Here is a 23,709-nt window from a genome sequence, read left to right as displayed (position 1 = left end):
GTGACGGTCAGTTTCAGCGCGGGATCACGACGTAATCGAGCTTGCGCATCTCGTCCATCATGGGGCCTGTGTATTTTTCAGGGATGGGAAGCGTGCCAAGTGCCCATGCCATGATTTCTACGTCGTCTTCCTCGATCAGTTCTTCGAACCACGCGATCTGCGCAGCGTCCCATTGGGCGTGATAATGATCGAAAAAGCAGCCGATCATGTAATCGGCTTCACGAGTGCCACGATGCCACGCGCGAAAATGAATGCGGCGCAAGTAAGCGGGATCAAATGGTGAGGCGTCAGTCATGATTGGCCGTTAGGCGTTTCCGGACGCAGAAACAAGGCAGCAGGACCCACACGAAAAGGCACCCCGGCGACATACCGGAGTGCCAATCGGGGTTATTCGTGGCGCAATGCCGCGAGGACCTCGGACGGTTGGCGGCCGATCAGGTCTTTTGCCAATTCTCCCGCCAATGCTGCCTGCACGGCTTTGCCGTAACGGTGGCGCAGCTCACCCAAAGTGCGGGGCGAGGCGATCACGAACAAGTGTTCAATCTTGTGCGTTTGCACCTGGGCATTCAGCCAATCGCCAACGGCGGCGGCGTGGGCGTCTTCATCGCGCTGATTGCCTGATGGATTGGCCGAACTCACGCGATGGCGGTTGCCCGAACTATGATTGGTTTCGTCCAGTTCAGGCGTTGCCAAAACGCTCAATTCGGGTTCTGCTTCGGTGCCGCTGTTGCGCAGCACTTCCCAGTTTTCACCATCGACAAGGGCAATTACGGCACCATGGGGGATCAACATTGCATTCTTCTCCTGTTCTTCTGGTCGTTGAACGGATGAAGCGCCTGTTTGGGGCCCCGTTCCATGCGCTGGGTCAAAAATTGCCGTGAATATTCTCGGGCGTGCCAGTGGCGAAGGGCACGCGTTCCGCCTATGTCCACAAAATGCGTCCTGAAGTGCTTAATCACCTGTTTGCCGAAACTGCCGGTCTGAAGGGCGTCGGGCCGGGATTGACGCGTCCGTTGGAAAAGCTGGGGCTGAACCGGATCAAGGATCTGGCTTACCATTTGCCGGACCGGTTCGTCTTGCGCCGGGCAGTCGGCAATCTGGACGAAGCAGGGCTGGGCGAGCAGATTGTGATCGCGCTGACCCCGCGTGAATACAAACAAGCCGCCGGGCGTGGGCCTTTCCGCGTTCTGGCAGAAGATGCTGTCGGCAATTACGTTGCGCTGACCTATTTTGGCCGCGCGTCCTATACCGGCAAAAAGCAATTGCCGATTGGCGAAAAGCGCTGGGTTGCGGGAAAGCTCGAACAGTTCGGGCAGACCTGGCAGATGGTCCACCCCGATCACGTGAGTGACGATAGCGCCGGTATGCTTGGCCAGTTGAACGAGCCGGTTTATCCGCTGTCTGAAGGGCTCACGCAGGGACGACTGCAGGGTTTGATCTATCAGGCCTTGGGGCAACTGCCGGAACTTCCCGAATGGATCGAGCCGGGGCTGGCGGCAAAGTTGGACTGGCCGCGCTGGCATGACGCTTTGCCGCTGGCGCACAAAGCCGAAAACGCGCCCGCGCGCGATCGCCTGGCCTATGACGAATTGCTGGCCAACAGCCTCGCGCTGATGCTGGTGCGTGAAAGCAACCGGAACCGCCAAGGCACGCCGTTGAAGGGCGATGGGCGGATACGCGCGAAGCTGAACCTGCCCTTTGCGCTGACCGGCGCGCAGACACGCTCTATTGCCGAGATCGAAGGCGATGTAGCGCAAGGGGCGCCGATGCTGCGTCTGTTGCAGGGGGACGTGGGTTCAGGCAAAACCGCCGTTGCCCTGCATGCCATGCTGATCGCGGTTGAGGCTGGTTGTCAGGCTGCCTTGCTTGCGCCCACGGAAATACTCGCGCGCCAACATGCAGAAACACTCACGCGGATGGCTGCGGGCACAGGCGTTACCATTACGCTGCTGACGGGGCGTGATAAGGGCAAGGCGCGGGAGTCTATCCTGATGGGCCTGATGGATGGCAGCATCGACATTTGCGTTGGCACGCATGCGATATTTCAGGACAGCGTCTCCTATCGCAATCTCGGACTGGTGGTGATTGATGAGCAGCATCGCTTTGGCGTGGGGCAGCGGCTGATGTTGACGCAAAAGGCAAAGCATACGCCGCACTGCCTGGCGATGACTGCAACTCCGATCCCGCGCACCCTGACATTGGCCCAATATGGTGAGATGGACGTATCGCGGCTTGATGAAATGCCGCCGGGCCGACAAGCGATCGACACGCGCGTGATCGCGCTTGAACGCATCGGCGATGTGGTAGACGGCGTTGGCCGGCATGTGGAAAAAGGCGCGCAGGCCTATTGGGTGTGCCCGATGGTGCGCGAGCTTGAAACCGAGGATATTGCCGCCGCAGAAGCCCGATATGCTGCATTGAGGGAGCGTTTTGGCGATACCGTCGTGATGGTTCACGGCCAGATGCGACCAGAGGCAAAAGACGCCGCAATGGAGCAATTTTCGCGCGGTGGGGCGAAGGTTCTGGTTGCGACGACGGTTATCGAAGTGGGCGTCGATGTGCCCAACGCCACGCTGATGGTCATTGAACAAGCCGAACGCTTTGGCCTTGCCCAATTGCACCAATTGCGTGGGCGGGTTGGCCGGGGCAGCCAGCAATCCACCTGCCTGTTGCTACGCGGGGAGGCCTTGTCCGAAACCGGGCGCGAACGGCTTGCGCTGATGCGCGAGACGCAGGACGGCTTTCGGCTGGCCGAGGAAGATTTGCGGTTGCGCGGTGGCGGAGAACTGCTCGGCACACGCCAATCGGGCGATACGCCGTTCAAGGTAGCAAGTTTCGAACAAATTGCGCGTCTGTTGCCGATGGCTCACGATGATGCGCGATTGCTGATGGAACGTGACGGCGGCCTGTCATCACCACGCGGCGAAGCGGCACGACTGCTGCTATATTTGTTCGAGCGCGATTGGGGTGTGCAACTGCTGCGGGGCGGCTAGGGCGGCGCGACAAGGGGCTTCAGTCGCGCCGCCCGCCCCACCGTGCGGTTTACTTGCTTGCAGACGGTGGCGAGGCGCTTTTTGTGGCTTCAGCGAAAGCTTGTGCCGTGAGCCCAATGAATAATCCATTGGTCCCGTTCGCCACCGAGGTCTTCGGCATTTTCACTTTGGTGGAACCGGTATCGAGCACAAAGTCCGCTTCAGCGACTTCGGCGATTTTGCCGATTACCGTTGTGCCGTCAGAGGCATGGACCGGCGCATCAACTGCAATCGCCGAGGCCAGCGCTGCTGCTGCATCGGCAGCGGCCTTTTCGGCAGCGGTATCAAGTTGCTCACGCGTCAGGCCAAGGACCGGGCCTTTGGGGCTGGTGCCCAACGCTGACAACGCGAGCGTGGCAGTGTTCTTGCCGGTGTCGATCACGAAATTGGGCGCTGCAACGCTTTTGACTTTGCCGACTTCAGCGCCGGTGGAGTCGTAGACCGTCGCGCCCACGGCGACTTGTGCAGTGGCTTCAGCCGCAGGGGCAGCGGGCGCGGCAGTTCCTTGGGCATATACAGCAGTACCCATCAAAGCGAGCGGCGCTGCGAAAGTTGCAAAAATGGAGAGCTTTTTGACCACGGTTTTGATCCTTATGATTGAACGATATGTGGCAAGAGAATGGGGTGCCACTGGTTTCGTGACACCCCCTTTGCGTTGAATTCATTGATTTTTGGGGTCGCTTGAGCCGCCAAAACGGACTGGCAGCAGGTCCTGCACAACTCGTCGCTGACAGATGGTCAGGTGCTTTCGCTCACATCAACAAAGTTCATGTCCCAATCGGGCAGGTCATCTTCTGCCAGTTGGGCACGTAGCTCATTCTCGCGCTCAATCATCTGGTCCAGCATGGCAACAAGGTCGATGTCGGCTTTGCGGGCCTGATCGAACACGCCTTTGTTGTCCTGCTCTTCTTCCTTGTGATGATGCTCCATTTGCTCACCCAGCACTTGCAGCTTGGGGCCGAAAGAATCATCGTCAGTTTCAGGCGCAAGGATATCGTTGATCAGGAATTTGCCGGTGTCATGCTCAACCAAACCCTCGGTGATCTTGTCATCATCGCCCTTGCCGCGCAGGGCCGGATAGAAGAACTCTTCTTCCAGCGTCATGTGGATTTTGACAAGGTTTGCGGCCTGAATGCCGAGGCGGCGTTTCTGTTTGCCGCTGGCATCATTCACTTTTTCGAACAATGCCTCGATGAGATCATGATCGGCTTCAAGCTTGGCGACGGCGTCTTTGTAAGTTTTGGTCATGGGGCGCTCCGGGATTAAGGGTTCCCGGACTGAAACCACAAAGGCAACCGACGTTCCCGCGGTGCCCCCGCAGCATTGCATAAAGATGATTTGGTCGGGGAAAGAGGATTCGAACCTCCGGCCCCTGCCTCCCGAAGACAGTGCTCTACCAGGCTGAGCTATTCCCCGACCGATCAGCAACCGGTTACCCGGTCACAAGGCAGAGGGGCCGTATAATAAGGGCTTCGGGTAGTGACAAGCGGGTGCAAACAAGTTTTTTTGCTCCGAGTTTTGCGCGTTGGTGCATCGGCGGATAGAAGCAGGCGCATGTCCACGTCTTCCAGCGAAATTGCTGATTCTGCGCGCCATCCCGAATGGCAATATCTCGATTTGATGCGCCAGATCTGGGAGCATGGGGACGAACGCGTTGATCGTACCGGCGTCGGGACACGGTCAGTCTTTGGCGCGCAATTGCGGTTTGATCTTGCTGATGGCCGCATGCCGCTTTTGACCACCAAACGCGTATTCTGGAAGACGGCAACGCGCGAGTTTCTGTGGTTTCTGACCGGTAATACCAACATTCGTGATCTGTGCGCGCAGGGTGTGCAAATCTGGACGGACTGGCCGCTGGACAAATATCGCAAGGCCAGTGGCGAGGATATTACGCGCGAGGCGTTCTCCGCGCGCATCGTGGCAGATGCTGCCTTTGCTGCACAATGGGGCAATCTTGGGCCGGTTTATGGCAAGCAGTGGGTCAACTGGCCGGTTTATGAACCTGTAGGCGAAGGGCTGTTTCGTCAGCATCCTCAAGGCGTGAACCAGGTGGCGGATCTGGTGGATTCGCTGCGCAACAATCCGGGCAGCCGCCGCCATATCGTTGAAGGCTGGAATGTTTCCGAACTGGACCAGATGGCTTTGCCGCCATGCCACAAGACCTACCAGTTCCACGTGAGCGGCAACCGGCTCAACGGTTTGCTGTATCAGCGCAGTTGTGATGTGGCGCTGGGGTTGCCGTTCAACTTGTGGGGCGGGGCGGTGTTCCTGCGCATGCTTGCACAGCAATGCGATCTTGAGCCGGGCGAACTCGTCTGGATGGGCGGAGATACGCATCTTTACCTTAACCACGCCGATCTGGTCACAGCGCAGCTTGCGCGGGAGCCGGATGGAGAGCCCCGCCTCTCGATAGTGCGGCGTCCGGATGACATATTCGGCTACAGGATCGAGGACTTCGAGGTTACCGGATATGCCCCGCAAGGCCAATTGAGTGCGCCAGTGGCTGTCTGATCTGCTTGATTGACTCGCAAAGGTGTGTGAAATAAAATAACACACATCGGGAATATTGCGTCGCAGCCCTTTTTGCTTATGCTTGGGGTCTTGGCGCGGGAGAGTCAGTCAGATGCAGGCGATAAGTCATGACCGATAAACTTCGCGGAAACCTGCCGCCGCTATCCCTGCATGTGCCTGAACCCAGGTTCAGGCCCGGCGATGTGGTGGATTATTCGCACCTGGCCATTCCGTCAGCAGGCGCACAACCGCGCCCGGACGAAGGCTGTGCGGCTGCCGAAACGCACCGGTTATGCCTAGATATGGTGCGGGTGCTGGACGAAGATCACCACGCGGTTGGCCCTTGGGACCCGAAGCTTGATGCGGACACTCTGCGCCGCATGCTGCGCACCATGGCGCTGACCCGCGCGTTTGATGACCGGATGTATCGCGGCCAACGGCAGGGCAAGACCAGCTTCTATATGAAGTGTACGGGCGAAGAGGCAACGTCGGTCGCCCCCGCCATGGCGCTGGCGCATGATGACATGGTGTTTCCCAGCTATCGCCAGCAGGGCATTCTGATTTCGCGCGGCTATCCGTTGGTGGAAATGGTCAACCAGATCTATTCCAACCGTGCCGACAAATTGAAGGGTCGGCAGTTGCCGATCATGTATTCGGCGCGCGAAGTTTCATTCTTTTCGATTTCGGGCAACCTTGCCACGCAATATCCGCAAGCCGTGGGTTGGGCGATGGCCAGCGCGATAAAGGGCGATAGCCGGATTGCCGCGACGTGGATTGGCGAAGGGTCTACGGCAGAAGGTGATTTCCACTCGGCGATGACCTTTGCTGCGGTTTATAATGCACCTGTCATTTTCAACGTCGTCAACAATCAATGGGCCATCTCAAGCTTTTCCGGATTTGCCGGGGCTGAGCGGACCACGTTTGCGGCGCGCGCAATCGGCTATGGCATCGCCGGTATTCGCGTGGACGGGAACGACCCGCTGGCGGTTTACGCAGCGACTGAATGGGCGGCCAACCGCGCGCGTTCAAACGCCGGTCCGACTTTGATCGAGCACTTCACTTATCGGGCAGAGGGGCATTCGACATCGGATGATCCGGGCCAGTATCGTTCCGCGCATGAACGCGAGGAATGGCCGCTGGGCGACCCGATCATGCGGTTGAAGCGGCATCTGATCGCGCTGGGCGAATGGTCGGAAGACCAGCAAGTGGCGATGGATCGCGAACTTGTCGATCAGGTCAAGGCAGCCACCAAGGAAGCCGAAAAGAACGGTATCCTTGGACACGGCTTGCATCATCCGTTCCACACCATGTTCGAAGATGTGTTCGAAGAATTGCCCTGGCACCTCAAGGAACAAAGCGAACAAGCCATCCGTGAGCGCCGGATCAAATGGCCGGAATGGAAAGAGTCATGATCGTGGACGAAACTCCGGTATCATTGCAGGACGCGCCTGCGCGCCGTCTGAACATGATCGAAGCCATCAACGATGCGCTGGATATCATGATGGAACGCGACCCCAACGTGGTCGTGATGGGCGAGGACGTCGGCTATTTTGGCGGCGTTTTTCGGGCGACGGCGGGCTTGCAGAAAAAGCATGGCAAGACCCGCGTGTTTGACACTCCGATCAGTGAATGCGGGATCATCGGCGTTGCGGTGGGCATGGGTGCATATGGCCTGCGGCCCGTGCCTGAAATCCAGTTTGCCGATTACATCTATCCGGGTCTGGACCAGCTCGTGTCAGAGGCGGCACGGCTGCGCTATCGTTCGGCAGGAGAGTTTATTGCGCCCATGACCGTCCGTTCGCCCTTTGGCGGCGGGATTTTTGGCGGTCAGACGCACAGCCAAAGCCCCGAGGCATTGTTTACGCACGTTTCGGGCATCAAGACGATCATTCCCTCCACCCCGTACGATGCCAAGGGATTGCTGATTGCGGCCATAGAAGACAACGATCCGGTGATCTTCTTTGAACCAAAGCGCATCTATAACGGCCCGTTCAACGGCTATTACGACACACCGGTAGAGCCTTGGGCAAAACACGCCGACAGTGAGGTGCCCGAAGGCTATTATTCGATTCCCTTGGGCAAGGCGCGCATTGTCCGTCCGGGGCAGGCATTCACTGTGCTGGCTTACGGCACGATGGTGCATGTGGCCGCTGCGGTTTGTGCTGAAAAAGGCGTTGACGCCGAGATCATCGACCTGCGTTCCTTGGTACCTCTCGATATAGAGACTGTGGAAAAGTCGGTGGAGAAAACGGGCAAATGCCTGATTGTCCATGAAGCGACGCGCACTTGCGGTTTTGGCGCCGAACTGTCCGCATTGCTGCAGGAGCGCTGCTTCTATCACCTGGAAGCGCCGATCGAGCGCGTGACCGGCTTTGACACGCCTTATCCCCACAGCCTTGAATGGGCCTATTTCCCCGGACCGGTCCGCATTGGCGAGGCTATCGACCGTTTGATGAAAGCCTGATTGCTATGGCAACTTATACATTCCGTCTGCCCGACATCGGTGAAGGCATTGCCGAGGCTGAAATCGTGGCGTGGCACGTGGCCGTCGGCGACCAGATTGAAGAAGATGGCCGCATTGCCGACATGATGACAGACAAAGCGACTGTCGAGATGGAAAGTCCGGTGTCCGGGCGCGTCATCTCGGTCGCTGGCGAAGTTGGTGATGTAGTAGCGATCGGTTCGGCGCTGGTCGTAATCGAGGTTGAAGGCGAAGTTGACGCTGATGCGACAGCCCCTGCGCCCAAAGCAGAAATCCTTGCAGAGCGTATAGACGTCGAAACGCCGTTCGAAGAACAAGCTGCTCCAGATGCCCAATTGCCGTTCGTGTCGAGCGAAGTCGAGACACCACGCGCATCCGTTCGGCTCGTAAGCCCGGCCATGTCATCGGAAAGTGGCTCGACCTCGCCCGACACGAACGGGCGGGGGGCGGAAGCAAAGGTCCTGGCCAGCCCCGCTGTGCGAAAGCGGGCGGCTGACCTTGGCATCAACCTTGCCGAAGTGCGCCCCTCGGACGAAGGCCGCGTCCGTCATGCCGATCTTGACCAGTTCCTGGCGTACAACGCTGCGGGCGGATACCGGCCTGCTGGGCACGATCGCGGTGATGAACAGATCAAGGTCATCGGCATGCGCCGCCGGATTGCCGAGAATATGGCCGCATCCAAGCGCAATATTCCGCACTTCTCCTACGTCGAAGAGTGTGACGTAACGGCGCTTGAGACTATGCGAGGACAGCTTAACGCCAGCAGGGGCGACAAGCCCAAACTGACGATGTTGCCATTGTTGATTACGGCCATCTGTCGCGCTTTGCCGCAGTTCCCGATGATCAACGCACGCTATGATGACGAGGCGGGGATCGTCACGCGTTACGGCGCGGTGCATCTGGGTATCGCCGCGCAAACGTCTGCCGGTTTGATGGTGCCGGTCATTCGCAACGCCGGAACGTTGAACTTGTGGCAATTGGCGCGAGAAATCGGACGTTTGGCGGAAGCTGCGCGTAACGGATCGGCAAAATCCGAAGAGCTTTCAGGATCAACGCTTACCCTGACTTCGCTTGGTCCTTTGGGCGGGATTGCAACGACGCCGGTCATCAATCGGCCAGAAGTGGCCATCATCGGCCCCAATCGCATCGTTGAACGCCCGATGTTTGTTTCCGATGGCATGGGCGGTGAACGGATCGAGAAGCGCAAGCTGATGAATATATCTATCAGTTGCGATCATCGCGTGGTTGATGGCCATGACGCGGCCAGTTTTGTGCAAGCCGTCAAGAAGCTGATCGAGACGCCGGTATTGTTGCTGGCCGACTGAATCAGCGCACGACGCCGCGATAGGTAAGCTGCCCACTGCCGCGCAAGGCGACATTCCCCGGCACGCGCCAGCGCAAGTGGGTTACATCTTCGGGCGAAGCTGCGCGAATGAAGCCATCACGGTCACGTATACGCAAGTCTTCCAGTTGGCCCCATGAACGGCCGCCGTCGACCGAGACTTCTTCTGTACCATCAACGCTGCGTTGAAAGGCGACGGTGCGGGGCAGGGGATTGGTCACAGTGAACTGATCTCCGCGCCGGGCAATCCAGTTCACCACAAAGATTACGTTGTCGCCGGGGCTTAAACGATCCGCGCGGGCAAGGATGCGGCTTTTGTGGCCACCAGGTGCCGTCACGAACTTCTCGACAAAAACGTCGCTTGCAAAGCGAACGGTGGCGGCTGCTTGTGCTGCAACCGGCGCACACACGGCGACAGCGCTACCAGCGCTTACGGCAATCGATCTTGCAAGCATTCCAAGTCCCTTTGACGCACAGATTGCGCCAGACACCGGTTTGCCAAAGAGACGCTAAAACGTGGTTAACGCTGTTAAACCAAGTTTTTCTGTCTCGCTCAAAAATGCTGTACGTTGAGCGTTGACAGGGTGCGATCACTGCCATAGAGGCGGCGCTCCCAAGGGCGAGCGGGTGTAGCTCAGTTGGTTAGAGTATCGGCCTGTCACGCCGAGGGTCGCGGGTTCAAGTCCCGTCACTCGCGCCATTGGGAAGATGAAAAAGGCGCCTTCGGGCGCCTTTTTCTTTGTCCGCAATGTTCAACAGAAATTACCGTTCGCAGTGTGTTGACAGCCCGATCAACCTGCCATAGAGGCGCGTCTCCCCAAGGGGCGAGCGGGTGTAGCTCAGTTGGTTAGAGTATCGGCCTGTCACGCCGAGGGTCGCGGGTTCAAGTCCCGTCACTCGCGCCACCTTGGGGAATTTTCCCTATATTCCGGAATTAAGGCGCTGCCTTCTGCGCGGGTTTGGGACGTGTCAGCCCCAGCGGCCGGTTTCCATCCAGATCAGGAATCGGCGCAGCGGCAATAGCCATGCGACGCCCAGTACAATGTATACCAGCGTTTGCAGCAGAACATGCCATTGACCAATGATGGACGAGGCCGATGCGATTGCCACGGCATAAAGTGTCAGCGCAACGAGCAACAGAATGATGCCAATCGGCTTGCGCCATGTCGGCTGCCAGTCAGGGCGCTCGTCATGCTTCATGCTGCCAACTCCCAAGGGCCATAGATTCGCGTAGGCGTTACCACGGCGTGGAGCGGGCGGTCATGCGTCTCACAGGGCAGGTCGCTGACCAATTGGCAGTCCCAGGCAAGGCCGATGGGCACTGCGCCGGGATTTGCTGCCAGCCACCGGTCATAATGGCCGCCGCCTTGGCCCAGCCGGTCACCTTCTGCGGTAAAACCGACCAAAGGCACGAACACTACGTCCGGTACAAATTCGGAGGCGTCAGCATCAGGTTGGGCGATGCCTTGCCAAGGGCCGGGGACAAGCATGTCATCAACCCATGGTGAGCGCCATTCGCGGAACGTCATCGGCGCGGCACGGTTTGCGAACCACGGTAAAACAACCTTGTGGCCAGCTTCATGGAAATGCCGCGCATAAGCCGTTGCCGGTGCTTCACCCGGTCCGGCGAGATAGACGCCAACCGTGGCGTCAGCCGGAACAAGCGCTGCAACAGGTGAGGGGGGCTGTTTGAACATCAGCGCCCGAAAGCGCGGGTCCAGTGCAAGAACGTGGGCATTGCGCTTCGCCCTCAGGTCACGGCGCAGTGCTGCTTTTCCGTCCACGCTCAACTCCGAAGGCTCAAAAAAGGGGGGTGACGGGCCCACCATGGGTCGTTAGCTCGGAAAATCCTCTGACGCCTCGACGTCAGGTGGGGACCGCTTACCCGGGACCAGGGTCCCAGACAGGGGCAGACCCCTTGGATTGCTTATAGCCTCAGGGATATTCATGCGGCTCGTGCCGGGCAGATCCCGTCACCCTCTAGTTAGGCCTTCGCAGGCCCATGCTCAAGGGCTTGCCCAAGTTTTTCGAGCCGTTCTGCCAATAAGTTGATCCGTTCGGCGGCCTGCTCATTCATTTCGCGCGCCAAAGCGGATGGTTGGGCTGTATTTTCTGGTGGTGGCGCCTGACGATGCGCTTCGTGCAATTCATCGGCAAGCATAAGTGCGACGACCAGCAGCATTCGGGCTTCATTGGGCGCTCCGCCCATTTTGCGCGCGCGATCATCGAGCATGCGGCCCAACATTTCGACGTGGGGTTCCTCATCCTCGGCGCAAGATACGGCGAACGAACGCCCGCCAATTGGAAGGTTGACGTTTATCAACCGAATTTCCTCATTTGGGCAGGCCTGCCAGCAACAGGTCCAGTTGCTGCAGTTCTTGCGCGACAGTATCTTTCAGCTTCCGGTGGCGAACTTTGAGAATAGCCAGTTCCTGGCCAGCCTCGCCGCCATGATTGCCCAGTTGTGAAACAGCCCCCTCGACCCTGCCGAGCGCTTGCTCAAGCCGATCCAGCGCGGCATCCAATGCTTCAGTCGCCATGGGCATGAACGCTAACAGATTGTTGGTTTATCGCAACAGCCAACCCAGAAAATGCCGCCGCATAGCGTCAATCTATGCCATTGAACGATCGCCTGTCGTCGCCTCAGCCTTGACCATAGCGGCCAGCGTGACCAAAGAGGCCGCGCTCCGAATCATTCGGAAACCATTGTAAAGGTCGCTGCTGACCGCACGACATGGAAGGTTTTTTGCAAGCATGACACGCGAATCCGGCGCGCTGGCGCACAGTCAGGACAAGTTGGCACCAATGGCCAACGCGATCCGCGCGCTCGCCATGGATGCGGTTCAGGCTGCAAATTCGGGCCACCCCGGCATGCCGATGGGCATGGCCGATGTGGCAACCGTGTTGTGGACGCAATTCCTGAAACATGACCCGGCAGCACCAAACTGGTCTGATCGTGACCGGTTCGTCCTGTCGGCAGGCCACGGTTCGATGCTGATTTACGCGTTGTTGCACCTGACGGGTTATGCCGCGCCAACGATGCAGGACATCCGCAATTTCCGGCAGTTGAACAGTCCGTGCGCCGGTCACCCCGAAAACTTCATGCTGGACGGGGTTGAATGTACGACTGGTCCACTGGGGCAAGGTCTGGCTATGGCGGTCGGCATGGCAATGGCCGAACGCCATTTGAACGCCCAGTTCGGTGATGATCTGGTAGATCACAAGACATGGGTTGTGGCAGGTGACGGCTGCCTGATGGAAGGCATCAATCACGAAGCGATCGGGCTTGCAGGGACCTTAAAGCTTGGCCGTCTGAACGTTCTGTGGGACGACAACAAGATCACGATTGACGGCGACACATCGCTTTCAACCACCGAAGATATCCTTGCCCGCTATACCGCCAGCGGTTGGCATGTGACGACGTGCGACGGGCATGACTTTGCCGATATCGCCCGGGCTTTGGCTGAAGCTGCGGTTGATCCGCGCCCGTCACTGGTTGCTTGCCGCACCGTGATCGGCAAGGGCGCGCCGAACAAGCAGGGCGGCCATAATGTCCACGGCTCGCCACTGGGGGCAGACGAAATCGCCGCCGCGCGCGAATATCTGGGCTGGACGGCGGCTCCTTTCGAAGTGCCTGCCGAAATCATGGCCAACTGGCGCGCCGCAGGGGCGCTTGGTCAGGCTGACCATGCCGCTTGGGAAGCACGTGCCGCAGGCAATGCCAAGGCTGCTGAGCTTGCTCGCCGCATGGACGGCGTGCTTCCGGCTGAAACGGGCTTTGACGCTTATATCCAGTCGTTGATCGCCAATCCACCCAAGGTTGCCACGCGCAAATCCAGCGAAATGGCCTTGGAAGCGTTTACGGCGAACGTGCCTGAACTCGTGGGCGGTTCGGCTGACCTTACTGGCTCAAACCTCACCAAGACCAAGTCGACCACGCCGTTCACTGCCGACGACTACGCCGGGCGTCACGTCTATTACGGCATCCGCGAATTCGGCATGGCTGCGGCGATGAACGGAATGGCGCTACATGGCGGCGTGATCCCTTATGGCGGCACCTTCCTGATCTTCTCGGACTATTGCCGCAACGCGATCCGCATGTCGGCATTGCAGCATCAGCGCGTTGTCTATGTCCTGACGCACGACTCCATCGGCCTTGGCGAAGATGGCCCGACCCATCAGCCGGTTGAACATGTCATGTCCTTGCGCATGATCCCCAACTTGCTGGTGTTCCGCCCCGCAGACGCCATCGAAACTGCCGAGGCGTGGGCATTGGCGCTGGCGAACAAGGACCGTCCCTCGGTTCTCGCGCTGACCCGCCAGAACCTCCCTCCGGTGCGTTTTGATGCCGACATGAAGAGCGCCAACGGTGCTTACCGTCTGGTTGAAGCACAAGCAGAGCGCAAGGTTGTGCTGATTGCTACGGGTTCGGAAGTTGCCATCGCCAAGGACGTCGCTGTCGCCCTTGAAGCCCAGGGCATCGGCGCAGACGTGGTGTCCGCGCCATGCTGGGAACTGTTCGACGAGCAGGACGCCTCTTACCGCACAGGCATTCTGCCGGCAGATGCGCTGAAAGTCTCGATTGAGGCAGGCGTCACATTAGGCTGGCAAAAGTACGTCGGCGATGGCCTGACCATCGGCATCGATTCGTTCGGTGCATCGGCCCCCATTGAAGCGCTGTTCGACCATTTCGGTCTTACGGTTGAAAAGATTGTTCCGCAAATCCTCGCGCGGGTATCGTAGTTTAAACAGGAGAACCTCTCATGGCGACCAAGGTTGCAATCAACGGTTTCGGACGTATCGGGCGCAATGTTGCACGCGCCATCCTCGAACGGCCCGATTGCGGCCTTGAACTGGTCTCGATCAACGACCTGGCGGACGCCAAAGCCAACGCATTGTTGTTCAAGCGCGACAGCGTTCACGGCGCATTCGCGGGCGATGTTTCGGTTGATGGCAATGATCTGATCGTCAACGGCAAGCGTATTCAAGTGACGGCTGAGCGCGATCCTGCCAATCTGCCGCATGCTGCCAACGGCATTGATATTGCTCTGGAATGCACCGGTTTCTTCACCACGCGTGAAGGTGGCCAGAAGCACCTTGATGCAGGTGCCAATCGCGTGTTGATCTCTGCTCCGGGCAAGAATGTTGACCTCACGGTCGTGTTCGGCGTGAACGATGACAAGATCACCGGCGATCACAAGATTGTGTCGAACGCATCGTGCACCACCAACTGCCTCGCGCCGATGGCCAAGGTTCTGCACGAAGCGATTGGTATCGAACGCGGCCTGATGACCACGATCCATTCGTACACTAACGACCAGAAGATCCTTGACCAGATCCACAGCGATCCCCGCCGCGCCCGCGCTGCTGCGATGAACATGATCCCGACCAGCACCGGCGCAGCCGTTGCCGTGGGTGAAGTTCTTCCAGACCTCAAGGGTAAGCTCGATGGTTCATCGATCCGCGTGCCAACGCCAAACGTATCGGTCGTTGACCTGACCTTCACGCCAAAGCGCGACACGACGCTGGCCGAAGTGAATGCTGTTCTCAAGGCGGCCGCTGAAGGTCCGTTGAAGGGCGTTCTGGGCTACACGGAAGAGCCGCTGGTCTCGATCGACTTCAACCACGATTCGCATTCATCGACCATCGACAGCCTTGAAACTGCCGTTCTGGAAGGCAAGCTGGTTCGTGTTCTTTCGTGGTACGATAACGAATGGGGCTTCTCGAACCGCATGCTGGATACCGCAGGCGTGATGGCCAAGTTCCTTTAAGGTTGGTGGAAAACATGGGGCGTCTTGGTGGCATTGCGCGGCATGATCGGTCGCGCGGAGCCATTGAGACGCTCCAAAATGTTTCGGTAACCCGTGAACTCGGCGTGCGGGGTGATCTTCGCGGTGCGATCCGCCCCGGTGGGAAGGGTCGTCGACAGATTTCGCTGATCGAGGCGGAAAGCTGGGATGCAGCGCTTGCAGACCTGGCTCTGAGCGCTGATCGGATTCTCCCTTGGCACGAACGTCGCGCGAACTTGCTGGTGCATGGCATCCGCCTCCCGCGTGAGGCTGGTAAAGTCATCGCCATCGGCGAAAGCTTGCGCATAGAAGTTACCTGCGAATGCGATCCTTGCAGCCGCATGGACGAAATTCTGCCCGGCCTGAAAGCCGCGCTGCTGCCGGATTGGCGTGGCGGTGTGCGTGGGCGGGTCCTGACCGATGGCGATATTGCCATTGGCGATGAAGTGAGGATCGAGCAATGACCTTCAAAACCCTCGACGATATTGGCGATGTCAACGGCAAGGCCGTGCTTGTCCGTGAAGACCTGAACGTTCCGATGGCGGATGGCGCTGTAACCGATGATACGCGCCTGCGTGCCACTGTCGCCACGCTGAACGAACTGTCGGACAAGGGCGCAAAGGTTTTGGTCCTTGCGCACTTCGGACGGCCCAAAGGCCAGCCTTCGGAAGAATTCTCGCTGAAAAAGTTGGCAGGGCCTTTGTCGCAAGTTCTGGGCCGCCCGGTCAGCTTCATTGACTGGGAGGGCGACAAGGAAGCCGTTGCCGCCCTTCAAGCAGGCGACATTGCCATTCTTGAAAACACGCGCTTCTTCGGTGGCGAAGAAAAGAACGATCCTGCTGTGGTCGAACGCTTTGCCAACCTCGGCGATTTCTACGTCAACGATGCCTTCTCTGCTGCGCACCGCGCGCATGCATCGACAGAAGGCCTTGCCCACGCGCTTCCCGCTTTTGCAGGACGCGCCATGGAAGCTGAATTGACCGCGCTTGAAAAGGCGCTGGGCAAGCCGGAACATCCGGTCGCAGCCGTCGTCGGCGGTGCAAAGGTTTCGACCAAGCTTGATGTGCTCAAGCATCTGGTCGGTAAAGTTGATCACCTGATCATCGGTGGTGGCATGGCCAACACGTTCCTTGCCGCGCGCGGGGTGGCCGTTGGCAAGTCGTTGTGCGAGCATGACCTGACCTCGACCGCTGACGAAATTCTGGAAAACGCTGACAAGGCCGGTTGCACCGTCCATCTGCCTTATGATGTTGTCGTATCGAAAGAATTTGCGGCCAATCCGCCAAGCTTGCGGACGTGCAACGTCCACGAAGTGGCGGCTGACGAGATGATCCTTGACGTTGGCCCGACTGCGGTTGAAGCGCTCGCCGACGTGTTGAAAACCTGCAAGACGCTGGTCTGGAATGGTCCAATGGGTGCCTTCGAGACCGAGCCGTTCGATACAGCAACGGTTGCACTGGCCCGAACGGCAGCGGCACTGACCAAAGAAGGTTCGCTGGTTTCGGTCGCGGGCGGGGGCGATACTGTGGCAGCCCTTAATCATGCGGGCGTCGGCAGCGACTTTTCCTATGTTTCGACGGCGGGCGGTGCCTTCCTTGAATGGATGGAGGGCAAGGAATTGCCTGGCGTGGCCGCTCTTGGCGCATAATTTTTGGAGCCATTGATTATTTTTTAAAGGCGCGTGTTGCACTGCGGCACGCGCCTTATTATGGCGTGTCAACGGATAGCTATGCGCCAAATCATGGCGCATTATTTTGGCGCACTTGCGCATAGGTATGCGGAGCCTGTTTTCCGGGCTTCCACGAGAACAGGACGGGCTCATGAACACAACCGAAATGACCGCAAAGATGGCCTCGGGCAATGGCTTTATCGCCGCCTTGGACCAGTCTGGTGGGTCCACGCCCAAGGCTTTGGCGGGTTACGGCGTAACCGAAGATGCTTGGACCACCGAAGAAGAAATGTTCGGCCTGATCCATGGTATGCGCGCTCGGATCATCAGCTCGGACGTGTTTCACGGCGAAAAAGTGATCGGCGCGATCCTGTTTGAACGCACGATGGACGGCACTGTTGATGGCAAGTCGGTACCGCAGGCATTGATCGAAAATGGCGTGGTTCCCTTTATCAAGATCGACAAGGGCCTGGAAGACGAAGCCAACGGCGTTCAGCTTATGAAGCCGATGCCAACGCTGGACGAACTTCTGACGCGCTCAAAGGCGTTGGGCGTATTCGGCACCAAGGAACGCTCGGTCATCAATTCGGCAAACCGCGAAGGTATTGCCGCGGTTGTAAAGCAGCAGTTCGAAGTGGGCATGCAGGTTCTGGCCCATGGCATGATGCCGATCATTGAGCCTGAAGTGAACATCAAGAGCGAAACCCGCGCAGAGTGTGACACGATCCTGCTCGGTGAAATCTTGAAGGCTTTGGATGCACTGCCTAACGGTGTTCAAGTGATGCTGAAGCTGTCGCTGCCTGTCGCGCCATGCACATTCGATCCTTTAGTGGCGCACCCCAAGGTTCTGCGCGTTGTTGCGCTGTCGGGTGGTTACAAGCGTCCTGAGGCGTGTGTCGAACTGGCCAAGAACACCGGTATCATCGCCAGCTTCAGCCGTGCGCTGCTGGAAGACTTGCGTCATCAGATGACGGACGCGGAATTTGATGCAGCATTGGGCGCTGCCATTGACGAAATCTACGCTGGATCGACAAACAAGATTGCGGTACCAGCCTGATAACCGTTTGAGAGGACGGAAAGGCACGCCTCGCACCCGGCAAAAGCCGGGGCGGGGCGTTTTTCTTGCGGTATCAGCGACGCATGGATAAGGGCCGCAGCTATGACGAACCTTACCAGCGAACTTTACCTGATTTCCCCTCTTGATGTTGAGGGTGCATTCCCTGACCGTCTTGCACGCGCGCTCGATGCCGGGCCGGTCGCTGCATTTCAGTTTCGGGTCAAAGGGCTTGATGATCACGCCGCAGCGCGCCTTGCCGAACCGCTCCAGCGCATTTGTGCAGACCGCGAAGTTGCGTTTATTATCAATGACTCGGTCAGCCTGGCCAAACGGCTTGACGCCGATGGTGTGCATTTGGGGCAGAAAGACGGCGATGTGCGTGAGGCGCGCGAGCGGCTTGGCCGCGATGCGCAAATTGGCGTAACCTGCCATGACAGCCGACACCTTGCCATGGCCGCAGGTGAAGCGGGCGCGGACTATGTGGCATTTGGCGCATTCTTCCCGTCGACGACCAAAGATACCGAATTTGTGGCCGGGCTGGACCTGCTGGAATGGTGGCAGGGTATTTTTGAGCTTCCCTGTGTGGCGATTGGTGGCATTACGCCTGCCAATTGTGGCCCGTTGGTGCAAGCCGGGGCAGATTTCATCGCGGTTAGCAACGCCGTTTGGGGTGGTGATGAAGCGGCCGCAATTGTGGCGTTCCACGAAGCGATCCGTACCAATCCTCGCTCCACTGACCGGGATTGAGGGCGGGGGGAACTTGAGCGTCTGTCCGAGCGTTCTGACCGGATAACTTTCCGGGATTTCAGATGCTCCGTCACGCCACCGCAGCCGCGCTCGCCTTCGTTTCTCTCTCCGCTTGCCAATCCGAACCGCAGCAGTCCGCGCCGTCAGAGGATGCGGCGACCGTTCTGGCGCCTGACCCAATGACATCGCGCGATCCGGCGCCGGGGCAACCGGGAGAACGCGAGGATACCCCGCTGCCCGTGATGCAAGCGCAAGTGGTTTTGGAACGGTTGGGCTTTGCTCCGGGCATAATTGACGGCAAAGAGGGGCTGTCGACGCGCAATGCGCTTGAGGGCTTTCAAACTGCCACGGAAATCCCTGTGACCGGCAAATTCGATCCTGCCACGCTGCAGGCATTGGCGCCGTGGTCAAACATTGCGGCGACCCGCGTCGTGACGATCCCTGAAGACTTTGCGCGTGGCCCGTTCGTGCCTTTGCCAAAGGAAACGACTGAACAGGCCAAGCTTTCAGCGATGGGATACACATCGCTCGAAGAAAAGCTGGCGGAGCGGTTCCATACGACCCCCGATGTGTTGCGCATGCTCAATCCTACATCGGTTCCGTCAGATGCGGCTTCGCAGGCGGCAGAGCCCCAACCGGCAGTATATCGTGCAGGCCAGCAATTGCGTGTGCCCAATGTAGGAGCCGACGGTTTCGATGCGGCAACCGTCGAAAACAAGGATTGGGCAACGACATTGATCAGCCTTGGTGTCGGCACGTCACAGCCAACCGCTTCGCGAATTGTCGTGAGCAAGAGCGCCGGAACACTCAAGGTTTTTGACAAGGCAGACAAGCTTGTCGCGCTGTTTACGGTCACAACCGGTTCGGACAAAGACCCTTTGCCGCTGGGCAACTGGGCGATCAACGGCAAGTCGTACAATCCCGAATTCAGCTATGATGCCAGCCTGTTCTGGGATGTGCCCGACAGCAAGGGTGAGCATCTGCTGCCACCGGGACCTAATGGTCCGGTGGGCGTGGTCTGGATCGATTTGTCCAAAGAGCATTACGGCATTCATGGCACGCCAGAGCCGCATACGATTGGCCGCGCGCAAAGCCATGGCTGTGTGCGGCTGACCAATTGGGACGCTGCCCGCCTTGCACAAATGGTAAGCGGATCAACCAAGGTTGCGTTCGTAAGCTGAACGCACTTCCCCCCGTGCGCAGCACGTGCCAGACAAGCGCCTTGAACATGGCAAACTGGAGTGGCGCATGATCGGGACTGCTGGCCCAAGGGAACTGACTGTCCGAGGCGTCATCCTCGGCGCGTTACTGACGGTCGTATTCACGGCCGCCAATGTCTACCTTGGCCTGCGGATCGGGCTGACATTCGCCACCTCAATACCTGCTGCAGTGATCTCCATGGCGGTGCTGCGCGCGTTTTCCGGCACGACTATCCAGGAAAATAACATCGTCCAGACTATCGCCAGTTCGGCCGGCACGCTCTCGGCGATTGTTTTCGTGCTGCCGGGTTTGGTCATGGTGGGATGGTGGGCAGATTTCCCGTATTGGGAATCCGTCGCGGTCATCGCCGTTGGCGGCATTTTGGGGGTGATGTATTCGGTGCCCTTGCGCCGCGCCCTCGTGACAGGGTCGGATTTGCCTTATCCCGAAGGCGTTGCTGCTGCTGAAGTTCTGAAAGTTGGTGCAGGCGTTGGCGGCGAAGAGGAAAACCGCAAAGGCCTTGCCGCAGTTACCGCAGGCGGACTTCTGGCCGCGCTCTATCCGTTGCTTGCCAAGATGAAGTTCGCGGTGGAGGAAGTGGGCGGCGTGTTCAAGATGGGCACCGGCGGATCGATGCTGTTCGGCGGCTTGTCGCTTGCTCTGGTCGGCGTCGGGCATCTTGTCGGCATCGCCGTCGGCCTTGCCATGTTGACCGGGATTGTCATCAGCTTTGGCGTACTCATGCCGCAATTCACCGCCGGTGGTCCGCCCGCAGGGACTGACCTTGCCGATTTCGTGAGTTCGGTTTTCCGCGAAAAGATCCGCTTCGTTGGCGCCGGGACAATCGGTGTCGCAGCGATCTGGACTTTGCTGCGCGTCATCGGCCCGATTGTTCGCGGCATTGCCAGCGCGCTTGCGGCAAACAAGGCGCGCAAAGGCGCTGGCTTTGAAAGCCTTGCCATAACCGAGCGGGATATTCCCATCGGCATCGTCGGGGCCACCATCGTGCTTTCGATGATCCCCATCGCCCTGTTATTGGCTGATTTCGCTGTAGGCGGGCCGGTTGCGGGCGCGCTTGGCATGACGCTGGTTGCGTCGGTTGTCTATGTGCTGGTCGCAGGCGTGATTATCGCGTCGGTTTGCGGCTACATGGCTGGCCTGATCGGGGCATCCAACAGTCCGATTTCAGGCGTCGGCATTCTGGCCGCGCTCGGTATTTCACTGCTGCTGCTGGGGCTCTTCGGGCAAGGTGGGAGCGAGGCCGATACCAAAGCCCTGGTCGCCTTTGCGTTGTTCGTCACGGCCATCGTGTTTGGTGTGGCCACAATTTCGAACGACAATCTGCAAGACCTCAAGACCGGCCAGCTTGTCGGCGCGACGCCTTGGCGTCAGCAAGTGGCCTTGGTGCTTGGCGTGCTGTTTGGCGCTTTGGTGATCCCGCCCATTCTCGACTTGCTCAATTCAACCTTTGGTTTTCAGGGCGCCCCCGGAGCAGGCGAGAAACCTCTGTCTGCGCCGCAAGCAGCCTTGATCTCGGCCATTGCCCAAGGGGTTCTGGGCGGCAGCCTTGATTGGGATCTGGTCGGGCTTGGCGCGGCCATCGGCGCGGGCGTGATCGCTGTGGATGAAGTGCTCAAGCGTTCAGGCAAAAGCTTGCCGCCGCTCGCTGTGGGTATGGGTATGTATCTGCCCACCCAAGTGACGATGCTGGTAATCGTGGGCGCGGTACTCGGGCATCTCTACAATCGCTGGGCCGCCCGGCAGAAAGCGCCAGACTTGGCCGAACGCATGGGCGTTTTGACCGCGACCGGCTTGATCGTTGGCGATAGCTTGTTCAACATCGCTTATGCCGCCATTGTCGCAGCTACGGACAATCCGGATGCATTGGCGCTGGCGGATGGATTTGCGGCAAGCCTTCCGGTTGGTGTCGCGCTGTTTGCCGGTATTCTTGGCTATGCCTATTGGCGCATGCGGCGCGATGGGCAGCCTGCTTAACCCGAAGTTGCCATGTTGATCGGGCTGGCGTGAACGCAGCGGATGCCCGATTCTTTATCGCCGCCGACCAATTCACGCATGATTTCTTCACCGTCCATCGTGAAACGACGACCGGCAAATGTCCCGCTGGTAAGCGTGACATCGCCAGCAAGGCGTAAATACGAACCGCGGATGCCTTCGGGAGAAATGTAGCTCGAATCAGCTACTGCGGTGAAGCTGAGTTCGGGCTTTGCGATCGGCATAACCGTTGCATCGCCAGGCACTTCGCACGTCCACGCGCCCAGTTGGAGCGTCATCAACTTGCCGCCCGGTACGGCATTGGCCGATGTGGCAAGGCTGGCCAGCCCGAGGGCGAGAAGTGCGGTGCGTTTCATTGAATTTGCGCTAGCATGCGACGCCCGCTTGAAGCAACGGCCATGAGCGGCTAAGGGCCGCGCTTCCCTTTATTAAGACCCCTTTCCTTTATAAGGCTCTTTTCATCATGAAGATCAGCGGCGTGGACATCCGTCCGGGCAATATCCTGGAATACGAAAAGGGCATCTGGAAAGTTGCCAAGACCCAGCACACCCAGCCAGGCAAGGGTGGTGCGTTCATGCAGGTCGAGATGAAGAACCTCATCGACGGCCGCAAAACCAACGTCCGCTTCCGCAGCCAGGACACCATCGAACGCGTCCGGCTTGATACCAAGGACTTCCAGTTCCTGTATGCCGAGGGCGAGGATCTGGTGTTCATGGACGTGGAAAACTACGATCAGATCACGCTGCCTTCCGATCTTTTGGGCGATGCCGCGGCATTCCTGCAGGACGGCATGACCGTGCTTCTCGAAATGTATGACGAGCGCCCGATTTCGGTTCAATTGCCCGATCAGGTTGAAGCCACCATCGTTGAAGCCGATGCCGTGGTGAAGGGGCAAACTGCTTCTTCGTCGTACAAGCCGGCGATTCTCGACAATGGCGTCCGCGTTATGGTTCCGCCGCACATCGGCAGCGGCACACGCATCATCGTCGACGTTTACGAGCGTTCGTACGTCGGCAAGGTGGGCTGATTACATGGCAGCAATTACCGGCCTGATGCGCGTGATGGAGCGTGCTGCGCGCAAAGCGGGCCAGCGCTTGCGTCGCGATTTTGGTGAAGTCGAACATCTTCAGGTGAGCAAGAAGGGGCCTGCGGATTTTGTTTCCAAGGCCGACCAGATGGCTGAGCGTACCTTGTGGGACGAATTGCGCGCAGCGCGGCCTGATTGGGGCTTCCTGATGGAAGAGGGCGGCGAAATTCCGGGTGAAGACGGCAAGCCGCGCTTCATCATTGATCCATTGGATGGCACCACCAACTTCCTCCACGGCATTCCGCACTTTGCAATCTCTATTGCCGTGCAAGAACGCACGCTGGATGGCAAGGACTGGGGTGAAGTCACCGCCGGGATCGTCTATCAGCCGATCACGGACGAAAGCTTCTGGGCTGAAAAGAGCCGTGGCGCGTGGTTGCAGGACCGCAGGCTCCGCGTTTCGGCACGGCGCTATATGGATGAAGCGCTGATCGCTACGGGCATCCCGTTTGCCGGCCATGGCGACATCAATGAATGGGCGCGGATTTACGCCGAAATCGGCCCGCGCATTGCGGGTGTCCGCCGAAACGGTGCCGCCTCGCTTGATCTGGCATGGGTGGCTGCTGGCCGCTATGACGGATATTGGGAAAGCAGCCTGCAACCATGGGACAGCGCCGCAGGGTGCTTGCTCGTGCGTGAGGCCGGTGGCTTCGTGTCCGATTACAAGGGTCGTTCGCTGCCCATCTGTGACGAGACGATCCTTGCCGGAAACGACTCGCTTCATTCAAAGTTGCACAAGCTTGTGGCAGAAGCGCTTCGCAACACTTGACGTGACACTGG

At 58.8% G+C, this 23,709-nt stretch carries 25 protein-coding genes and 3 tRNA genes; 17 read left to right on the top strand and 11 right to left on the bottom strand.

Translation table 11 applies throughout. From position 1 onward, the window contains the following. Nucleotides 1–13 precede the first annotated feature (13 nt). Together B7Y89_RS04360 and B7Y89_RS04355 are read right to left on the bottom strand one after the other, a co-directional pair. The gene (locus B7Y89_RS04360) at nucleotides 14–295 is read right to left on the bottom strand and encodes a succinate dehydrogenase assembly factor 2 (RefSeq protein WP_292936096.1); all 282 of its coding nucleotides are present in this window, start codon (nucleotides 293–295) and stop codon (nucleotides 14–16) included. Nucleotides 296–387: 92 nt separating this feature from the next. Then, nucleotides 388–792, bottom strand: a complete 405-nt coding sequence (locus B7Y89_RS04355; RefSeq protein WP_292936094.1) for a host attachment protein — start codon at nucleotides 790–792, stop codon at nucleotides 388–390. Between the two features lie 143 nt (nucleotides 793–935). Here B7Y89_RS04355 and recG point away from each other — a divergent pair, with 143 nt between their 5' ends. After that, complete coding sequence (recG, locus tag B7Y89_RS04350; protein ID WP_292936506.1) at nucleotides 936–2,993, top strand: ATP-dependent DNA helicase RecG; 2,058 nt, start codon at nucleotides 936–938, stop codon at nucleotides 2,991–2,993. Nucleotides 2,994–3,042: 49 nt separating this feature from the next. On the opposite strand, the gene B7Y89_RS04345 is transcribed toward recG, so the two are convergent. The 3 genes from B7Y89_RS04345 to B7Y89_RS04335 form a co-directional block, all read right to left on the bottom strand. Continuing rightward, entirely contained in the window at nucleotides 3,043–3,561 is a 519-nt protein-coding gene (locus B7Y89_RS04345; RefSeq protein WP_292936092.1) for a hypothetical protein, read from the bottom strand. A gap of 209 nt (nucleotides 3,562–3,770) precedes the next feature. Beyond that, the gene (locus B7Y89_RS04340; RefSeq protein WP_292936090.1) at nucleotides 3,771–4,280 is read right to left on the bottom strand and encodes a hemerythrin domain-containing protein; all 510 of its coding nucleotides are present in this window, start codon (nucleotides 4,278–4,280) and stop codon (nucleotides 3,771–3,773) included. Nucleotides 4,281–4,371: 91 nt separating this feature from the next. Next, a tRNA-Pro gene (locus B7Y89_RS04335) sits at nucleotides 4,372–4,448 on the bottom strand. Between the two features lie 138 nt (nucleotides 4,449–4,586). Here B7Y89_RS04335 and thyA point away from each other — a divergent pair. The 4 genes from thyA (at nucleotide 4,587) to B7Y89_RS04315 (ending at nucleotide 9,350) form a co-directional block, all read left to right on the top strand. Then, nucleotides 4,587–5,543, top strand: coding sequence for a thymidylate synthase (gene thyA, locus B7Y89_RS04330; protein WP_292936088.1), 957 nt, complete (start codon nucleotides 4,587–4,589; stop codon nucleotides 5,541–5,543). Nucleotides 5,544–5,671: 128 nt separating this feature from the next. Continuing rightward, entirely contained in the window at nucleotides 5,672–6,955 is a 1,284-nt protein-coding gene (locus B7Y89_RS04325; protein ID WP_292936086.1) for a 3-methyl-2-oxobutanoate dehydrogenase (2-methylpropanoyl-transferring) subunit alpha, read from the top strand. Then, entirely contained in the window at nucleotides 6,952–8,007 is a 1,056-nt protein-coding gene (locus tag B7Y89_RS04320; RefSeq protein ID WP_292936084.1) for an alpha-ketoacid dehydrogenase subunit beta, read from the top strand. The genes B7Y89_RS04325 and B7Y89_RS04320 overlap by 4 nt, the downstream gene beginning before the upstream one ends. A 5-nt stretch (nucleotides 8,008–8,012) precedes the next feature. Further along, nucleotides 8,013–9,350 (top strand): dihydrolipoamide acetyltransferase family protein, encoded by a 1,338-nt coding sequence (locus B7Y89_RS04315; RefSeq protein ID WP_292936082.1) that lies wholly within the window; start codon nucleotides 8,013–8,015, stop codon nucleotides 9,348–9,350. A 1-nt stretch (nucleotide 9,351) separates the two neighbouring features. On the opposite strand, the gene B7Y89_RS04310 is transcribed toward B7Y89_RS04315, so the two are convergent. Beyond that, nucleotides 9,352–9,822 carry a hypothetical protein gene (locus B7Y89_RS04310; RefSeq protein ID WP_292936080.1) on the bottom strand — a complete coding sequence of 157 codons (471 nt, stop codon included), beginning with the start codon at nucleotides 9,820–9,822 and terminating at the stop codon, nucleotides 9,352–9,354. 168 nt (nucleotides 9,823–9,990) lie between these two features. Here B7Y89_RS04310 and B7Y89_RS04305 point away from each other — a divergent pair. Together B7Y89_RS04305 and B7Y89_RS04300 are read left to right on the top strand one after the other, a co-directional pair. Further along, nucleotides 9,991–10,067 (top strand) — tRNA-Asp (locus B7Y89_RS04305). Between the two features lie 128 nt (nucleotides 10,068–10,195). Further along, a tRNA-Asp gene (locus tag B7Y89_RS04300) sits at nucleotides 10,196–10,272 on the top strand. 64 nt (nucleotides 10,273–10,336) lie between these two features. Here B7Y89_RS04300 and B7Y89_RS04295 read toward each other — a convergent pair. The 4 genes from B7Y89_RS04295 to B7Y89_RS04280 all read right to left on the bottom strand — a co-directional run bounded on the left by B7Y89_RS04295 (nucleotide 10,337) and on the right by B7Y89_RS04280 (nucleotide 11,907). Next, entirely contained in the window at nucleotides 10,337–10,567 is a 231-nt protein-coding gene (locus B7Y89_RS04295; RefSeq protein WP_292936078.1) for a DUF2842 domain-containing protein, read from the bottom strand. Then, entirely contained in the window at nucleotides 10,564–11,151 is a 588-nt protein-coding gene (locus tag B7Y89_RS04290; protein WP_292936076.1) for a 5-formyltetrahydrofolate cyclo-ligase, read from the bottom strand. Before B7Y89_RS04290 ends, B7Y89_RS04295 begins: the two co-directional genes overlap by 4 nt. Before the next feature lie 200 nt (nucleotides 11,152–11,351). Next, a complete protein-coding gene (locus tag B7Y89_RS04285; protein ID WP_292936074.1) occupies nucleotides 11,352–11,690 on the bottom strand; it encodes a cell division protein ZapA in 339 nt (112 codons plus the stop codon). 10 nt (nucleotides 11,691–11,700) lie between these two features. Further along, nucleotides 11,701–11,907, bottom strand: coding sequence for a hypothetical protein (locus B7Y89_RS04280; protein ID WP_292936072.1), 207 nt, complete (start codon nucleotides 11,905–11,907; stop codon nucleotides 11,701–11,703). Between the two features lie 214 nt (nucleotides 11,908–12,121). Between B7Y89_RS04280 and tkt the strand changes: the two genes are divergently transcribed. From tkt to B7Y89_RS04240, 8 genes are all read left to right on the top strand, one after another. After that, the gene (tkt, locus tag B7Y89_RS04275; protein WP_292936070.1) at nucleotides 12,122–14,110 is read left to right on the top strand and encodes a transketolase; all 1,989 of its coding nucleotides are present in this window, start codon (nucleotides 12,122–12,124) and stop codon (nucleotides 14,108–14,110) included. Nucleotides 14,111–14,130: 20 nt separating this feature from the next. Further along, a complete protein-coding gene (gap, locus tag B7Y89_RS04270) occupies nucleotides 14,131–15,138 on the top strand; it encodes a type I glyceraldehyde-3-phosphate dehydrogenase (RefSeq protein WP_292936068.1) in 1,008 nt (335 codons plus the stop codon). 14 nt (nucleotides 15,139–15,152) lie between these two features. Beyond that, nucleotides 15,153–15,620, top strand: a complete 468-nt coding sequence (locus B7Y89_RS04265; RefSeq protein ID WP_292936066.1) for an MOSC domain-containing protein — start codon at nucleotides 15,153–15,155, stop codon at nucleotides 15,618–15,620. Next, a complete protein-coding gene (locus B7Y89_RS04260) occupies nucleotides 15,617–16,804 on the top strand; it encodes a phosphoglycerate kinase (protein WP_292936064.1) in 1,188 nt (395 codons plus the stop codon). The genes B7Y89_RS04265 and B7Y89_RS04260 overlap by 4 nt, the downstream gene beginning before the upstream one ends. A 172-nt stretch (nucleotides 16,805–16,976) precedes the next feature. Beyond that, entirely contained in the window at nucleotides 16,977–17,882 is a 906-nt protein-coding gene (locus tag B7Y89_RS04255; RefSeq protein ID WP_292936062.1) for a fructose bisphosphate aldolase, read from the top strand. A gap of 102 nt (nucleotides 17,883–17,984) precedes the next feature. Next, nucleotides 17,985–18,629 carry a thiamine phosphate synthase gene (gene thiE / locus B7Y89_RS04250; protein ID WP_292936060.1) on the top strand — a complete coding sequence of 215 codons (645 nt, stop codon included), beginning with the start codon at nucleotides 17,985–17,987 and terminating at the stop codon, nucleotides 18,627–18,629. Nucleotides 18,630–18,691: 62 nt separating this feature from the next. Continuing rightward, a complete protein-coding gene (locus B7Y89_RS04245) occupies nucleotides 18,692–19,810 on the top strand; it encodes a L,D-transpeptidase family protein (protein ID WP_292936058.1) in 1,119 nt (372 codons plus the stop codon). Between the two features lie 67 nt (nucleotides 19,811–19,877). Further along, entirely contained in the window at nucleotides 19,878–21,824 is a 1,947-nt protein-coding gene (locus tag B7Y89_RS04240; protein WP_292936505.1) for an oligopeptide transporter, OPT family, read from the top strand. Here B7Y89_RS04240 and B7Y89_RS04235 read toward each other — a convergent pair. Beyond that, on the bottom strand, nucleotides 21,821–22,198 hold the full coding sequence (locus B7Y89_RS04235) for a hypothetical protein (protein WP_292936056.1): 378 nt from the start codon (nucleotides 22,196–22,198) through the stop codon (nucleotides 21,821–21,823). The two genes, B7Y89_RS04240 and B7Y89_RS04235, sit on opposite strands and share 4 nt — an antisense overlap. Before the next feature lie 107 nt (nucleotides 22,199–22,305). On the opposite strand from B7Y89_RS04235, the gene efp reads away from it, so the two are divergent. Together efp and B7Y89_RS04225 are read left to right on the top strand one after the other, a co-directional pair. Then, complete coding sequence (gene efp, locus B7Y89_RS04230; RefSeq protein ID WP_183613528.1) at nucleotides 22,306–22,869, top strand: elongation factor P; 564 nt, start codon at nucleotides 22,306–22,308, stop codon at nucleotides 22,867–22,869. Between the two features lie 4 nt (nucleotides 22,870–22,873). Continuing rightward, a complete protein-coding gene (locus B7Y89_RS04225; RefSeq protein ID WP_292936055.1) occupies nucleotides 22,874–23,698 on the top strand; it encodes an inositol monophosphatase family protein in 825 nt (274 codons plus the stop codon). Nucleotides 23,699–23,709 lie beyond the last annotated feature (11 nt).

The sequence above is a fragment of the Novosphingobium sp. 32-60-15 genome (genome assembly GCF_002280675.1).
In the GTDB taxonomy this organism is placed as follows: Bacteria; Pseudomonadota; Alphaproteobacteria; order Sphingomonadales; family Sphingomonadaceae; genus Novosphingobium.
This window is presented reverse-complemented; position numbering and strand designations above follow the sequence as displayed.